The organism is Mycobacterium sp. NPDC050041 (assembly GCF_049541695.1).
In the GTDB taxonomy this organism is placed as follows: Bacteria; Actinomycetota; Actinomycetes; order Mycobacteriales; family Mycobacteriaceae; genus Mycobacterium.
In genome coordinates this window covers 232661-246705 of record NZ_JBMVDG010000004.1, presented here as the reverse complement: position 1 = coordinate 246705, position 14045 = coordinate 232661, and the positions used below count along the sequence as shown (strand labels likewise).

14 protein-coding genes and 3 pseudogenes are annotated in these 14045 nt (G+C 70.2%); 12 read left to right on the top strand and 5 right to left on the bottom strand.

Features of this window, described 5'->3' with window-relative positions:
- Entirely contained in the window at positions 1-1305 is a 1305-nt protein-coding gene (gene mbtG / locus ACPCHZ_RS15535) for an NADPH-dependent L-lysine N(6)-monooxygenase MbtG (protein ID WP_423485549.1), read from the top strand.
- A complete protein-coding gene (locus ACPCHZ_RS15530) occupies positions 1283-1504 on the top strand; it encodes an MbtH family protein (RefSeq protein WP_269893304.1) in 222 nt (73 codons plus the stop codon). The genes mbtG and ACPCHZ_RS15530 overlap by 23 nt, the downstream gene beginning before the upstream one ends.
- On the opposite strand, the gene ACPCHZ_RS15525 is transcribed toward ACPCHZ_RS15530, so the two are convergent.
- The 3 genes from ACPCHZ_RS15525 to ACPCHZ_RS15515 all read right to left on the bottom strand — a co-directional run bounded on the left by ACPCHZ_RS15525 (position 1501) and on the right by ACPCHZ_RS15515 (position 3616).
- Entirely contained in the window at positions 1501-2451 is a 951-nt protein-coding gene (locus tag ACPCHZ_RS15525) for an AraC family transcriptional regulator (RefSeq protein ID WP_423485548.1), read from the bottom strand. The two genes, ACPCHZ_RS15530 and ACPCHZ_RS15525, sit on opposite strands and share 4 nt — an antisense overlap.
- A 9-nt stretch (positions 2452-2460) precedes the next feature.
- The gene (locus ACPCHZ_RS15520) at positions 2461-3213 is read right to left on the bottom strand and encodes an SDR family oxidoreductase (RefSeq protein WP_423485547.1); all 753 of its coding nucleotides are present in this window, start codon (positions 3211-3213) and stop codon (positions 2461-2463) included.
- A gap of 85 nt (positions 3214-3298) precedes the next feature.
- Positions 3299-3616 carry a type II toxin-antitoxin system VapB family antitoxin gene (locus ACPCHZ_RS15515; protein ID WP_264011527.1) on the bottom strand — a complete coding sequence of 106 codons (318 nt, stop codon included), beginning with the start codon at positions 3614-3616 and terminating at the stop codon, positions 3299-3301.
- Positions 3617-3782: 166 nt separating this feature from the next.
- Here ACPCHZ_RS15515 and hrcA point away from each other — a divergent pair, with 166 nt between their 5' ends.
- From hrcA to ACPCHZ_RS15500, 3 genes are read left to right on the top strand one after another with little or no spacing between them, the layout of a single operon-like run.
- Positions 3783-4814 (top strand): heat-inducible transcriptional repressor HrcA, encoded by a 1032-nt coding sequence (hrcA, locus tag ACPCHZ_RS15510; RefSeq protein WP_423485546.1) that lies wholly within the window; start codon positions 3783-3785, stop codon positions 4812-4814.
- Between the two features lie 38 nt (positions 4815-4852).
- Entirely contained in the window at positions 4853-6001 is a 1149-nt protein-coding gene (dnaJ, locus tag ACPCHZ_RS15505) for a molecular chaperone DnaJ (protein ID WP_423485545.1), read from the top strand.
- 18 nt (positions 6002-6019) lie between these two features.
- Positions 6020-6763, top strand: coding sequence for a 16S rRNA (uracil(1498)-N(3))-methyltransferase (locus ACPCHZ_RS15500; RefSeq protein WP_423485544.1), 744 nt, complete (start codon positions 6020-6022; stop codon positions 6761-6763).
- Here the strand turns inward: ACPCHZ_RS15500 and ACPCHZ_RS15495 are convergent.
- Complete coding sequence (locus tag ACPCHZ_RS15495) at positions 6704-7318, bottom strand: DUF998 domain-containing protein (RefSeq protein WP_423485543.1); 615 nt, start codon at positions 7316-7318, stop codon at positions 6704-6706. The two genes, ACPCHZ_RS15500 and ACPCHZ_RS15495, sit on opposite strands and share 60 nt — an antisense overlap.
- A gap of 81 nt (positions 7319-7399) precedes the next feature.
- Here ACPCHZ_RS15495 and ACPCHZ_RS15490 point away from each other — a divergent pair.
- The 7 genes and pseudogenes from ACPCHZ_RS15490 to era form a co-directional block, all read left to right on the top strand.
- Positions 7400-8104 (top strand): annotated as a pseudogene (locus tag ACPCHZ_RS15490) (PhoH family protein); the annotation flags it as partial.
- Positions 8093-8902 (top strand): annotated as a pseudogene (locus tag ACPCHZ_RS15485) (LAGLIDADG family homing endonuclease); the annotation flags it as partial. The pseudogenes ACPCHZ_RS15490 and ACPCHZ_RS15485, both read left to right, overlap by 12 nt.
- Before the next feature lie 273 nt (positions 8903-9175).
- A pseudogene (locus ACPCHZ_RS15480) lies at positions 9176-9511 on the top strand (PhoH family protein); the annotation flags it as partial.
- Positions 9512-9516: 5 nt separating this feature from the next.
- Positions 9517-10053 (top strand): rRNA maturation RNase YbeY, encoded by a 537-nt coding sequence (gene ybeY, locus ACPCHZ_RS15475; protein ID WP_364981557.1) that lies wholly within the window; start codon positions 9517-9519, stop codon positions 10051-10053.
- Between the two features lie 15 nt (positions 10054-10068).
- Positions 10069-11364, top strand: coding sequence for a hemolysin family protein (locus ACPCHZ_RS15470; RefSeq protein WP_423485542.1), 1296 nt, complete (start codon positions 10069-10071; stop codon positions 11362-11364).
- Positions 11361-11681, top strand: a complete 321-nt coding sequence (locus tag ACPCHZ_RS15465) for a cytidine deaminase (RefSeq protein WP_423485541.1) — start codon at positions 11361-11363, stop codon at positions 11679-11681. Before ACPCHZ_RS15470 ends, ACPCHZ_RS15465 begins: the two co-directional genes overlap by 4 nt.
- Entirely contained in the window at positions 11678-12577 is a 900-nt protein-coding gene (gene era, locus ACPCHZ_RS15460; protein WP_423485540.1) for a GTPase Era, read from the top strand. Before ACPCHZ_RS15465 ends, era begins: the two co-directional genes overlap by 4 nt.
- A 4-nt stretch (positions 12578-12581) precedes the next feature.
- Here era and ACPCHZ_RS15455 read toward each other — a convergent pair whose 3' ends face one another.
- Positions 12582-14024 (bottom strand): amidase, encoded by a 1443-nt coding sequence (locus ACPCHZ_RS15455; protein ID WP_423485539.1) that lies wholly within the window; start codon positions 14022-14024, stop codon positions 12582-12584.
- Between the last annotated feature and the right edge of the window lie 21 nt (positions 14025-14045).

Genomic DNA, 14045 nt, shown 5'->3' with positions numbered 1-14045 from the left:
ATGAGCCGCACACTGGCGGTGATCGGCGCGGGCGCCAAGGGTGTCGCGGTGGCCGCCAAGGCCGCCGAACTGCGCGGCATGGGCGTCGACGTGCCGGCCGTGGTGGCGATCGAGCGCACCGCGGTGGCCGCCAACTGGCAGGCCAGCGGGGGATGGACCGACGGCCAGCACCGGCTGGGCACCAGCCCGGAGAAGGACGTCGGGTTTCCCTACCGGTCCTCGCTGGTGCCGCGCCGCAACGCCGAACTCGACGTCAGGATGATGCGTCACAGCTGGCAGTCCTATCTGGTGTCGACCGGTCAGTTCGCCGAGTGGATCGACCGCGGCCGGCCGGCGCCGACGCACCGCAGGTGGAGCCAGTACCTGCGCTGGGTGGCCGACAACGTAGGGATGAGCGTGGTCAACGGCGAGGTCACCGGCATCACCGTGGACGCGGGCGCCGACACCGCGCGCTGGGTGTTGGAGACCCGCGAGACGGCGGTGGAGGCCGACGCGCTGATGATCACCGGTCCCGGGCAGGCCGAGCGCTCCATCCTGCCGGGCAACCCGCGGGTGCTCTCGATCGCCCAGTTCTGGCACCGGGCCGCAGCGCACGAGTTGATCGCGGCCGAACGCGTCGCCGTGATCGGTGGCGGCGAGACGGCCGCGACGATGCTCAACGAGCTGTTCCGGCACCGGGTTTCGACGATCACCGTGATCTCGCCGCAGGTCACGCTGTTCACCCGGGGTGAGGGCTTCTTCGAGAACACGCTGTACTCCGACCCCACCCACTGGGCCGGGCTGACGCTGGGTGAGCGTCGCGACGCGATGCTGCGGACCGACCGCGGGGTGTTCTCGGCGCGGGTGCAGGAGGCACTGCTCGCCGACGACCGCATTCGTCATCTGCGCGGCCGCGTGGCCCACGCGGTGGCCCGCGACGACCGGATCCGGCTGACCCTGCAGACCGACCGGGTCGGTGAGCGGCTCGAGACCGTGCACGGCTTCGACCTGGTGATCGACGGGTCCGGCGCGGACGCGCTGTGGTTCGTGCCGCTGTTCCGTCAGGAGGCGCTCGACCTGCTGGAGCTGGGGCTGGGCGGTCCACTCACGGGCGAGGCGCTGCAGGAGTCGATCGGTGACGACCTGTCGGTGGACCATCTCGCACCCAAGTTGTTCCTGCCCGGCCTGGCCGGGCTGACCCAGGGACCGGGGTTCCCCAACCTCAGCTGCCTCGGGCTGTTGTCCGACCGCGTTCTGGGCGCCGCATTCGAGCCGTCCACGCAACGATCGATCAGGAGAAGCGATGAGCACCAACCCCTTCGATGACGACAGCGGCCAGTTCTTCGTGCTGGTCAACGACGAGGACCAGCACAGTCTGTGGCCGGCGTTCGCCGGGGTGCCCGCGGGGTGGCGGGTGGTGTTCGGCGAGAGCACCCGCGCCGACTGCCTGGCCTACGTGGAGGAGAACTGGGCGGACCTGCGGCCGAGGAGCCTGCGCGAGGCGATGGCGGCTGCGGGCGGCTAGTCCGGCCTGCCGTCCCGCTGCATCCGGCGGGCGTATTCGGTTGGCGTGCAACCGGTGTGCCGGGCGAAGGCGGTGCTGAACGCGGTGGGGGACTGGTAGCCGACGCGCTGGGCGATCTGGGCCGTGGACAGCCGTCCGGACCGCAGGAGTTCCCTGGCCGTGGCCAGCCGCCACTGCAGCACGTACTGCATCGGCGGCATCCCCACGATGTCGGTGAATCGCTGCGCGAACACCGCGCGGGACACCGATGCGGCGCGCGCGAGGTGCTGCACCGTCCAGCCGCGAGCGAGGTCGGCGTGCAGCTGCGTCAGGGCGGGCGCCAGTACGGTGTCGGACAGTCCCGCGAGCAGCCCGCGCTGCTCCCCGTCGACGGGCGCCGGTGCGATCCGGATCGCCTCCATCAGCAGCACCTCGACGAGCCGCTGCAGAATCGCCTCGCGGCAGGGACTTTCGCCGTCGGCCTCCTCGGCGATCAGCTCGACGATCCGGCTGAGCCGCGCCGAGCCGGGTTCGTCGCGGCGCACTAGGACGGCAGGCGGCAACAGCGGCACCAGCAGTGGCCCGTTGGTGGGATCGACGCGGAAGTACCCGCCGAGCATGCGCATCGTCACCGGCTCCGACTCGCCGCCGTGGCGGGTGCGGCGACCGTGATCGAGTGGGGTGGGGACGGGTTCGACGCCGCGGCTCGCGCTCAGGGTGAAGCCCGGTGTCTCCGGGAGCAGCAGGAAGTCGCCGTCGCGCAGGTCGATGGCGTCGAGCCCGTCGGCCTCCAGGACGCACGATCCCTGCAGCATCACGCAGAACGCGGGGTCGCCGTAGCGGGGCTTGCGGACACCCCAACTGCCTGCGCCGTCGATGACCTTCGACAGCACCGCCTCCGGTCGGAGCAGGCCGAGCAGTTCCTCCACCGGTCCAGGGGCGGTGCCCGCGGTGTCGGGTGTGCCCACCCCCAGACGCTAAACCCCCGCGGTCGATTCGGCGAGCGCCACAGCGTCCGCGCCCGCGGGGTACCTGAGCCGCTCGGAGGTGTCGGTGGCGGCGAACAGCACCACCTCGGCGACGTCCTCGGGGGTGGTCGCGAGTCCGGCGTCGCCGAACGACGCCATGACCGGCGCGGCGAACGGCTCGTAGACCGGGGGGATGAGGCCGGCCATCCGGTGGCTGCCGTTGGCGGCGAAGCTGGTCGAAGGGCCGTACCCGGGCTCGACGAGTTTGGCGCGCACGCCGAAGAAGCCGAGTTCGAGTGCCAGCGACGCTGTGAAACCCTCGACGGCCATCTTGCTGGCGGTGTACACCGCGGCAAGCGGCATCGCGGCCAGCGTCACGCTGGAGGTGACGTTCACGATCACGCCCGACCCCCGGGTGCGCATCTGCGGCACGACGGCCTGCGTCATCGCCATCACGCCGAAGGTGTTGGTGTCGAACAACTCCCGGGTGGTCTGCATCGGCGTGGCCTCGAACGCCCCCACGACGCCGATCCCCGCGTTGTTGACCAGGACGTCGATCGGTCCACTGTCGGCCACGGCGGCGGCGACGCTCTCCGCCGACGTGACGTCGAGCGCGGTCACCCGCAACCGCTCCGATCGGGGCAGCACGTCAGTGCGCGGGGTGCGCATTGTGGCGATGACGTCGAAACCCTCGTCGAGGAACCGGCGCGCGGTCGTCAGACCGTAGCCGGAGGAGCAGCCGGTGATCAGCACTGTGGTCATGCACCGAAACGTAGGGTCGGCCGCGGCGCCGGACAAGGCTTCATCGTCCGGGTTCGCTTCGCGATCGTCTGGCCGCTCGCAGCGGTCAACCCTGCTGGGCGGCCAGCGGGACGTCCATGTCGAACAGGCGGGCATGCAGCACGATCCGGTTCCGCAGCGCCGCACGCACCGCGCGGTGCAGGCCGTCCTCCAGGTAGACGACCCCGCGCCAGCGGACGGCGTGCGGGAAGAGATCGCCGTAGAACGTCGAGTCCTCTGACAGCAGCCGGTCGAGCGCCAGCACGGTGGTGGTGGTCACCAGTTCGTCGAGGCGCAGTTGCCGCGGCGGGATGCGCGACCAGTCTCGGTAGCTCAACCCGTGGTCGGGATACGGCTTGCCCTCGCGGACACCCTTGAAGATCATCGGCGCGCCTTCGGCACTCGGTCCCCCGTGCTTTTCAACCCCGGTTCGCCAGGTTAGCCGAGCCTGACGCGACCCGTCGCGGGGCTGATCAGCCGCTCGCGCGGAGGCCGCGACGCCCGTCACCGTAAAATGGTGTCAAACTCGAGTGGCAGGGGCAGGTGAACACATGGGAAGTGCCGACGATCGTCGGTTCGAGGTACTGCAGGCCATCGTCGCCGACTTCGTGACCACCAAGGAGCCGATCGGCTCCAAGACGCTCGTCGAGCGGCACAACCTGGGCGTGTCGAGCGCCACCGTGCGCAACGACATGGCCGTGCTCGAGGCGGAGGGGTACATCACCCAGCCGCACACCAGCTCGGGCCGGGTGCCCACCGAGAAGGGCTACCGCGAGTTCGTCGACCGCCTCGACGAGGTCAAGCCGCTGTCGTCCTCGGAACGGCGGGCCATCCTGACGTTCCTGGAGAACGGCGTCGACCTCGACGACGTGCTGCGCCGCGCGGTGCGGCTGCTGGCACAGCTCACCCGGCAGGTCGCGGTGGTGCAGTACCCGACGCTGACCACGTCCACGGTGCGCCACCTCGAGGTGGTGGCGCTGACCCCGGCGCGGCTGCTGCTGGTGGTGATCACCGACACCGGACGGGTCGACCAGCGCATCGTCGAACTCGGCGACGCGATCGACGACCACCAACTCTCGAAGCTGCGCGAGCTGCTGGGCCAGGCGCTCGAGGGCAAGCCGCTCACGGCGGCGACCGTGGCGGTCTCGGATCTGGCGGCGCACCTCGACGGGTCCGGTGGGCTGTCCGACGCGGTCGGCCGGTCGGCCACCGTGCTGGTGGAGACGCTGGTGGAGCACAGAGAGGAACGGCTGCTGCTCGGCGGCACCGCCAACCTCACCCGCAACACCGCCGACTTCGGCGGTTCGTTGCGCTCGGTCCTCGAGGCGCTCGAGGAGCAGGTGGTGGTGTTGCGGTTGCTGGCCGTGCAGCAGGAGGCAGGCAAGGTGACCGTGCGCATCGGCCACGAGACCGAGGCCGAGCAGATGGCGGGCACGTCGGTGGTCAGCACGGCGTACGGCAGTTCGGGCAAGGTGTACGGCGGCATGGGTGTGCTGGGGCCCACACGAATGGACTATCCGGGAACTATCGCTAATGTCGCTGCGGTTGCTCTCTACATCGGCGAAGTCTTAGGCAGCCGCTGAGCCCGGACGGGCCGGCGACAGGACAGAACAGGCGAAGCGTGGCACGCGATTATTACGGCTTGCTCGGAGTCAGCAAGGGCGCGAGTGAATCGGAGATCAAGCGCGCCTACCGCAGGCTCGCGCGCGAACTGCACCCCGATGTCAATCCCGACGAGGCCGCCCAGGCGCGGTTCAAGGAGATCAGCGTCGCCTACGAGGTGCTCTCCGATCCCGAGAAGCGGCGCATCGTCGACCTCGGCGGTGATCCGCTGGAGACCGCGGGCGGCGGCGCCAACGGCGGATTCGGCGGCGGGTTCGGCGGCCTCGGCGACGTGTTCGAGGCGTTCTTCGGCGGCGGCGCCGGGTCGCGCGGCCCGGTCGGCCGGGTCCGGCCCGGATCGGATTCGCTGCTGCGGATGCGGCTCGACCTGACCGAGTGCGCCACCGGCGTGACCAAGCAGGTCACGGTCGACACCGCGGTGCTCTGCGACCTCTGCAAGGGCAAGGGCACGCACGGCAACTCCACCCCGGTGGCCTGTGACACCTGCGGCGGCCGCGGCGAGGTGCAGACCGTGCAGCGCTCGCTGCTCGGCCAGGTGATGACGTCCCGGCCGTGCCCGGTGTGCGCAGGCGTGGGTGAGGTCATCCCCGACCCGTGTCACCGCTGCGGCGGCGACGGCCGGGTGCGCGCCCGCCGCGACATCAGCGTGAAGATCCCCGCGGGCGTCGGCGACGGCATGCGGGTCAGGCTGGCCGCCCAGGGCGAGGTCGGACCTGGCGGCGGGCCGGCCGGCGACCTCTACGTCGAGGTGCACGAGAAGCCGCACGACGTGTTCGTCCGCGACGGCGACGACCTGCGCTGCTTCGTCTCCGTGCCGATGATCGACGCCGCACTCGGCACCGCCGTGACCGTCGACGCCATTCTCGACGGCCCGACCGAGATCACGATCCCGGCAGGCACCCAGCCCGGGGCGGTGGTCACCCTGCGCGGCCACGGCATGCCCCATCTGCGCTCGGGAGTGCGTGGCGATCTGCACGCCCACATCGACGTGGTGGTGCCGACCCGGCTGGACACCCAGGACACCGAGCTGCTCCGCCAGCTCAAGGAGCACCGCGTTCGCGACGCCGCCGAGGTCCGCTCGACCCAGTCGCCTGCGGCATCGGGCGGGTTGTTCAGCCGCCTGCGTGAGACGTTCAGCGGCCGCTGAGCCGCCCATCCGTCCTCGATGACCGACGCGCTGTTCTACGTCGACGCGGTCCCCGCCGAGGGGCTGCCGGTGACCGTAAGCGGCGACGAGGGCTTCCACGCCGCCAACGTGCGGCGGATCAGGGTCGGTGAGCGGCTCGACCTGGGCGACGGCGCGGGCGTCGTCGCGCACTGTGAGGTCACCGAGACCGGCAAGGGCCGCCTCACCGCGCGGGTGCTGCAGCGCCGCACCGTGGCGCCCGCCGCACCGTCGGTCACCGTGGTGCAGGCCATCCCGAAGTCCGAGCGCTCGGAGCTGGCCGTCGAACTGGCCACCGAGGCCGGAGCGGACGCGGTGGTGGCCTGGCAGGCGGCGCGTTGCGTGGCGCGCTGGGAATCCGCGGCGAAGGTGGACAAGGGTCTGCGGCGCTGGAGCGCGGTGGCGCGGGCGGCCTCTCGACAGTCCCGCCGCTCGTTCATCCCGGCCGTCACCGGGGTGCTCTCGACGGCCGACCTGGTGAGCCGGCTGCGCGCCGATGCCGCGGTCACCGCACTGATACTGCACGAGTCGGCGAGCAGGCCGATCACCGAAGTCGCCGTGGCGCAGGCAGATTCGCTGATGCTGATCATCGGCCCGGAGGGCGGCATCACCGACGACGAGGTGAGCGCGCTCACCGGCGCGGGCGCGCAGGCCGTGCGGCTGGGCCCGTCGGTGCTGCGGACGTCAACGGCGGCCGCCGTCGCGCTCGGCGCCCTGGGTGCGCTCACGCAGCGCTGGCAGTAGCGCCGCCGCTGCGAGCAGCTGCCAGGCGATGATGGTGTATACGCTCACCCGCTCCAGTACCGGGCCCGGCAGCCGGTCGGTGACCACCCACATCGCGGCGCAGACCAACCCGGTGACGCCGAGTGCCACCGACGCCCACCGGACGGCGGTGGGGCGCAGCATCCGGGCGGCGGGCAGCGCGGTCAGGTTGCCGCCGGCGATCGCCAGCACCGCTCCGACGACGTGCCAGGGTCCCGCGCCGCTGTGCACCGTCGCGACGAGCACGTTCCCGGTGGCGTTCGCCGCCGCACAGACCAGCACCGGCGCGGGCCGGGGCGGTCGAACGGCCCGTACCGCCAGCACGGCGCCGAGCACGAACATCGCCCCCTGCAGGCAGAACCCGGCATTCATCAGCACTGCCGAGGGAGATTCCGGTGTACCGAGGTCGCTGATCGCGTCGTGCACGTAGCTGTAGCCGGGGTAATGCACGGCGGCGACGGTCTCGGCGAGCAGATAGCCGACCGCGCCGGCGGTCCAGCAGGCGGCCGCGGCGGTACCCGTGCTTCGGTTATGCATTGGGGTCCGTCGGTACCCGGCGGTAGACTGGGCTGTCAAGAGCGCCCGTAGAGCAACCAGGAAGCAGGCAGAAAAACCCACGTGACGCCACGCGAGACGAACGCTGGCCCGGCACCGGCCGCACCGGTGCGCAGCAGCATCGATGTTCCGCACGACCTCGTCATGGGACTGCTCGGTTCCGCCGACGAGAACCTGCGCGCACTCGAAGAACTCCTCACCGCCGACATCCACGTCCGCGGCAACTCCCTCACCATGACCGGAGAGCCGGCCGACGTGGCCCTCGCCGAGCGGGTGGTCTCCGAACTGCTGGCCATCGCAGGCAGCGGTCAGCGGCTCACGCCCGACGCCATCCGGCACAGCGTGGCGATGCTCACCGGCACCGGCAACGAGTCACCGGCCGAGGTGCTGACGCTGGACATCCTGTCGCGGCGCGGCAAGACCATCCGGCCCAAGACGCTGAACCAGAAGCGCTATGTCGACGCCATCGACGCGCACACCATCGTCTTCGGCATCGGGCCGGCGGGCACCGGCAAGACCTACCTGGCGATGGCCAAGGCCGTCAACGCGCTGCAGTCCAAACAGGTCAGCCGGATCATCCTGACCCGCCCGGCGGTGGAGGCAGGTGAGCGTCTCGGCTTCCTGCCCGGCACGCTGAGCGAGAAGATCGACCCGTACCTGCGGCCGCTGTACGACGCGCTGCACGACATGATGGATCCCGAGCTGATCCCGAAGCTGATGAGTGCGGGCGTCATCGAGGTCGCGCCGCTGGCATACATGCGTGGCCGCGCGCAACCGCTGTTCACCAAGGTGCTGACGCCGGACGGCTTCCAGGCGATCGGGGATCTGAAGGTCGGGGACTCCGTGATCGGGTCGGACGGCCGTCCGACGGAGGTGCTCGGCATCTATCCGCAAGGATTCAAAGAGATCTACCGGGTGCACGCACAGGACGGTTCGTCCACGCTGGCATCCGGCGACCATCTGTGGGCTGTGCACACCAAGGAAGACAGGCGGCGAGGCAAGCCCGCCCGCGTCCTGCAGACGAAGGAGATGATCGGCAACCTCCGGGCTGCCCACTCTCACCGTTACGAACTGCCGCTACTGAGCTCGCCGGTCGAGTTCGAGTCACAACCGGTGCCTCTCGACCCCTACGCCCTCGGACTGCTGCTCGGCGACGGATGCATCTCGGACCGAACGTCCCCCGGATTCACCACCAGGGATCCGGAGTTGGCGGCAGCGCTGCAGCATTTGATTCCCGGGATCATCGTCCGGCGACGGTCCGACGTCGACTACGTACTGGTCGGCCAGGTCGGCGCCGGCGGTCGAGGCGCCAATCCCGTCACGACGGCCCTGCGCCAACTCAGCCTCGCCGGCACGAAGTCGGACGACAAGTTCGTTCCCGTCCAATATCTGCGCAATACCGCAGACGTCCGATTGGCCGTCCTGCAGGGGCTTTTCGATTCCGATGGAGGTCCGGTCACGCAGTCGGGTCGGACGTGCCGCATACAGTACGGAACGGCCTCGGAGCAGCTCGCCGACGACGTGACATTCCTCGTCCGTTCGCTCGGCGGAATCGTCTACCGCCGGACGCGCAGGGCGCTGGGACGCAAGCCCGGGCTGGCGAGGGGACGCCAGGTGCACCATCGGGCCGACGCGCACATCCTCGACATCCGCCTGCCGCAAGGCATTGTTCCATTCCGCCTCGCGCGCAAGGTCGCGAAGTACGACGCCACCGGGGGCGGACGGCCGATGCGATTCGTCGATCGGATCGAACCGGCCGGCACAGAGGAAGCAGTCTGCATTCGAGTGGCCGCCGAGGACTCCCTCTATGTCACTGAGGACTTCCTGCTGACCCACAACACCCTGAACGATGCATTCATCATCCTCGACGAAGCGCAGAACACCACGGCCGAGCAGATGAAGATGTTCCTGACCCGGCTGGGCTTCGGCGCCAAGATGGTGGTCACCGGCGACATCACCCAGATGGACCTGCCCGGCGGCGCCACATCCGGCCTGCAGGCAGCGGCCAGGATCCTGAACAACATCGACGACATCCACTTCGCCGAGCTCACCAGCGCCGACGTCGTGCGGCACCGGTTGGTCTCCGACATCGTCGACGCCTACGCCAGATCCGAGGAGTCCGCTTTGATGAACCGGGCGGAGCGGCGCGCGTCCAGCGGCCGCTCCAGGCGGTAGCCGCCGTGAGCATCGAGGTGTCCAACGAGTCGGGCATCGACGTCGCCGAAGAGGAACTGATCAGCGTCGCGAAATTCGTCATCGGGGAGATGAAGGTGCACCCGGCTGCCGAGCTGTCGATGGTGCTGCTGGACACCTCGGCGATGGCCGACCTGCACATGCGCTGGATGGACCTGCCCGGCCCGACCGACGTGATGAGCTTCCCGATGGACGAGCTCGAACCGGGCGGCAGGCCCGACGCGCCCGATCCCGGCCCGGCCATGCTCGGCGACATCGTGCTGTGCCCCGAGTTCGCCGCCAAACAGGCTGAGGCTGCCGGACATTCGCTCGGTCACGAATTGGCGCTGCTGACGGTGCACGGGGTCCTGCACCTGCTGGGGTACGACCACGCCGAACCGGACGAGGAGAAAGAGATGTTCGCCCTGCAGGGCCGACTGCTCGAGGGGTGGGTGGCCGATCAGGTCGAGGCGTACCACCAGGACCGGCAGACCCAGAAGGACCGTCGGTTGATCGACGAGTCCCGATATTTCGACCATCCCTGACGGCGGCGGACACCCATGACCGGTATACCCCAGCTGATCGGTGCCATCGTCCTGGTCGTCCTGGGCGGGGCTTTCGCGGCCATCGACGCCGCATTGAGCACGGTGTCGATGGCCCGTGTCGAAGAGCTGATGCGCGACGAGCGTCCGGGTTCGGTGCGGCTGGCCAAAGTGATGACCGAGCGGCCGCGCTACATCAACCTGATCGTGCTGCTGCGGATCGCCTGCGAGATCAGCGCGACCGTGCTGCTGGTCGCCTACCTCGACGGCCACCTCGGGGTGAGCTGGGGCCTGTTCGCCGCGGCGGCGATCATGGTCGTGGTCAGCTTCGTGGCCGTCGGCGTCGGTCCGCGCACGCTCGGCAGGCAGCACGCCTACCAGATCGCCCTGTTCAGCGCGATACCGATGCAGGCGCTGTCGATCCTGCTCACCCCGATCAGCCGGCTGCTGGTGCTGATCGGCAATGCCCTGACCCCCGGCCGCGGCTTCCGCAACGGCCCGTTCGCCTCGGAGATCGAATTGCGCGAGGTCGTCGACCTGGCCCAGCAGAGCGGCGTCGTCGCCGACGACGAGCGCCGGATGATCCAGTCGGTGTTCGAACTCGGCGACACCGCCGCGCGCGAGGTGATGGTGCCGCGCACCGAGATGGTGTGGATCGAGCGTGACAAATCGGCCGGGCAGGCGACGTCGCTCGCGGTGCGCAGCGGGCATTCGCGGATCCCGGTGATCGGCGAGAACGTCGACGACATCATCGGCGTCGTCTACCTCAAAGACCTTGTGCAGCAGACCTACACGTCAGTCACCGGTGGCCGCGACACGTCGGTCACCGAGGTGATGCGCCCTGCGGTGTTCGTGCCGGACTCCAAGCCGCTCGACGAGTTGCTGCGGGAGATGCAGCGCGACCGCAACCACATGGCACTGCTGGTCGACGAATACGGCGCGATCGCCGGTCTGGTGACCATCGAGGATGTGCTCGAGGAGATCGTCGGCGAGATCGCCGACGAGTACGACACCGACGAGGTCGCACCCGTCGAGGAGCTGGGGGAGAGGCACTTCCGGGTGTCGGCCCGACTGCCGATCGAGGACCTCGGCGAGCTCTACGACATGCAGTTCGACGACGATCTCGACGTCGACACCGTCGGCGGTCTGGTGGCGTTCGAGCTCGGCCGGGTGCCGCTGCCCGGCGCCGAGGTCACCTGGGACGGCCTGCGACTGCGGGCCGAGGGCGGCCCGGACCACCGCGGCCGGGTGCGGGTCGGCACCGTGCTGGTCAGCCCCGAGCCCACCGCCGACGAGGACGAGGAGAGCGAATGACCGGTCTGGATGCCGAGGACGCCAAGCTGGTGGTGCTCGCCCGCGGGGCGATGGGTCGCGCGGAGGCGGCGAGCGGAGCCGCGGTGCGCGACGCCGACGGCCGCACCTACGCGGGCGCGCCGGTCGGTCTGACCGCGCTGCAGCTGACCGCCCTGCAGGCCGCGGTCGCCGCGGCGGTGTCCAGTGGTGCTACGGGCCTCGAGGCGGCCGTGATCGTCGGCGGAGCGGCCGACGACGCAGGGGTCGCCGCGGTGCGCGAGCTGTCGCCGGGCGCCGCGGTCATCGTCACCGACCGGGCGGGATCGGTCACCGGGTGAGCGAATTCCGTTCGGGCTTCGTGTGTTTCGTCGGAAGGCCCAACACCGGCAAGTCGACGCTGACGAACGCGCTGGTGGGCACGAAGGTAGCGATCACCTCGAATCGGCCGCAGACCACGCGGCACACCATCCGGGGCATCGTGCACCGCACCGACTTTCAGATCATCCTCGTCGACACCCCGGGCCTGCACCGGCCGCGCACGCTGCTGGGGCAGCGGCTCAACGAGCTGGTGAAGAACACCTACTCCGAGGTCGACGTGATCGGGCTGTGCATCCCCGCCGACGAGGCGATCGGCCCCGGTGACCGGTGGATTCTCGAGCAGATCAGGGCGGTGGCGCCAAGGACCACGCTGGTCGCGATCGTCACCAAGATCGACAAGGTGTCCAAGGAGAAGGTCGCCGCGCAGCTGATGGCCGTCAGCGAGCTGGTGGGGCCGGACACGGAGATCGTGCCGGTGTCGGCCACCGCCGACGAGCAGCTCGACGTGCTCATCGACGTGTTCGCCGCCACGCTGCCGCCGGGTCCGGCGTTCTATCCCGACGGCGAGCTCACCGACGAGCCCGAGGAGACGCTGATGGCCGAGCTGATCCGCGAGGCCGCCCTCGAAGGGGTGCGCGACGAGCTACCGCACTCCCTGGCCGTGGTGATCGAGGAGATCAACCCGCGCGAGGACCGGGACGACCTCATCGACGTGCACGCCATCCTCTACGTCGAACGTGACAGCCAGAAGGGCATCGTGATCGGCAAGGGCGGTGCCAGACTCCGGGAGGTCGGCACCGCCGCCCGCATCCAGATCGAGAAGCTCCTCGGCACCAAGGTGTACCTGGAGCTGCGGGTCAAGATCGCCAAGAACTGGCAGCGCGATCCGAAACAGTTGGGCCGCTTGGGTTTCTAGCGGGTCACCCGGACGCGTCCCACCACCGCGGCGGCTGCCGCCTGCCCCAGCCGTTGATCGCCTCCAGTTCGGCGGCCAGCGAGACCAGCAGCGGTTCGCTCGATTCGGGACCCATGAGCTGAACGCCGATCGGCAGCCCGTCGGAGGTGAATCCCGCGGGCACGCTGATCGACGGCCACCCCAGCAGGTTCCACGGCCACGTCACCGGGCAGGCCTTGATCATCGTGCGGTCGGTCGACAGCCCGCCGCGCCGGTCGAAGTCGTGCACCGGCGGCGCAGGCAGGGCGGTGGTCGGCGCCAGCACCACGTCGGCGATGTTGAAGATCCACCCGATCCGCCGCCTCGCCGCGGCCTCCCGGGCCCGCGCCTTGCGCAGGACGTGCTCCGACAGCAGCCGGCCGGTGCGCAGATTGGCCTTGGTGCGCTTGTCCAGATCGACGCCGGGGCCGAGCCGCTCGGCCCAGTCCAGAAGTCCGGAGGTGCTGCGCGACAGGAAATTCCACGACATGCCGACGGTGTAGTCAGGGTCCGCGGCCTTCACGACGTGACCCAGCTGTTCGAGCTGGCCGGCCATGCGCTGCATCGCGTCTCGGATCTCCGGGTCCAGTTTGGCCCGGAACACCGTGAACGGGAACTTCGTCGACATCGCGATCCGCAGCGGGCCTGGAGCCCGTCCGACATAGTCCGACACCCGGACCGGTTCCGGCCGGTGCAGGTCGCCCGGCGCGTTGCCCGACGCCGCGTCGAGGACCAGTGCGGCATCGGTGACGGTGCGCGCGAGCACGCCGTTGACCGTGATTCCGTTGAACGCCTCGGGCAGCGGCCAGGTGGAGATCCGGCCCCGCTGCGGCTTGATGCCGACCAGGTGACACCACGCCGCCGGGATCCGCACGCTGCCCGCGCCGTCGGAACCGATCGCCGCAGTCACCAGTCCGGCGGCCACCGCAGCGGCGCTGCCGCCCGACGAGCCGCCGGGGGTGTGGTCGCGCGACCACGGATTGCGGGTGTGGCCGAAGGCCGGCCCGCTGGTGAAGGGCCACTGGCCCAGCTCGCAGGTGTTGGTCTTGCCGACGATGACCGCGCCGGCTGCCCGCAGCCTGCGGACCACCTCGGAATCCTCACGCGCCGGGCGCACGGCGCCGTCGGCGCCGAAGCGGGTGGGCACCCCGGCGATGTCCACGTCGTCCTTGACCGCGATCGGTATGCCGAGCAGCGGCTGCTGCGCGCCTGCGGCCCGCTGGCGGTCGGCCCGGACGGCGTCGGCGCGGGCCTGGTCGGCCAGCACCACCCGGAAGGCGTTGAGGGTCGGCTGGCTGGCCTCGATGGCGGCCAGTGAACGGTCGACCAGCTCGACCGAGCTGACCGCACCGCTGGCCAGTTGGTAGAGCTGGTCGGTGAGGGTGGGGAAGGCGGTGCGGGGCGGGCGTGAGGATGGCGAGTCGAGCATCACCGCCGAGCCTAATCGGCG

Bases quoted from the DNA above. Each gene is read 5' to 3' on its own strand.
- mbtG (WP_423485549.1), top strand. From the start codon at position 1: ATGAGCCGCACACTGGCGGTGATCGGCGCGGGCGCCAAGGGTGTCGCG.
- ACPCHZ_RS15530 (WP_269893304.1), top strand. From the start codon at position 1,283: ATGAGCACCAACCCCTTCGATGACGACAGCGGCCAGTTCTTCGTGCTG.
- ACPCHZ_RS15520 (WP_423485547.1), bottom strand. From the start codon at position 3,213: ATGACCACAGTGCTGATCACCGGCTGCTCCTCCGGCTACGGTCTGACG.
- ACPCHZ_RS15515 (WP_264011527.1), bottom strand. From the start codon at position 3,616: ATGATCTTCAAGGGTGTCCGCGAGGGCAAGCCGTATCCCGACCACGGG.
- hrcA (WP_423485546.1), top strand. From the start codon at position 3,783: ATGGGAAGTGCCGACGATCGTCGGTTCGAGGTACTGCAGGCCATCGTC.
- ACPCHZ_RS15500 (WP_423485544.1), top strand. From the start codon at position 6,020: ATGACCGACGCGCTGTTCTACGTCGACGCGGTCCCCGCCGAGGGGCTG.
- ACPCHZ_RS15495 (WP_423485543.1), bottom strand. From the start codon at position 7,318: ATGCATAACCGAAGCACGGGTACCGCCGCGGCCGCCTGCTGGACCGCC.
- ACPCHZ_RS15470 (WP_423485542.1), top strand. From the start codon at position 10,069: ATGACCGGTATACCCCAGCTGATCGGTGCCATCGTCCTGGTCGTCCTG.
- ACPCHZ_RS15465 (WP_423485541.1), top strand. From the start codon at position 11,361: ATGACCGGTCTGGATGCCGAGGACGCCAAGCTGGTGGTGCTCGCCCGC.
- ACPCHZ_RS15455 (WP_423485539.1), bottom strand. From the start codon at position 14,024: ATGCTCGACTCGCCATCCTCACGCCCGCCCCGCACCGCCTTCCCCACC.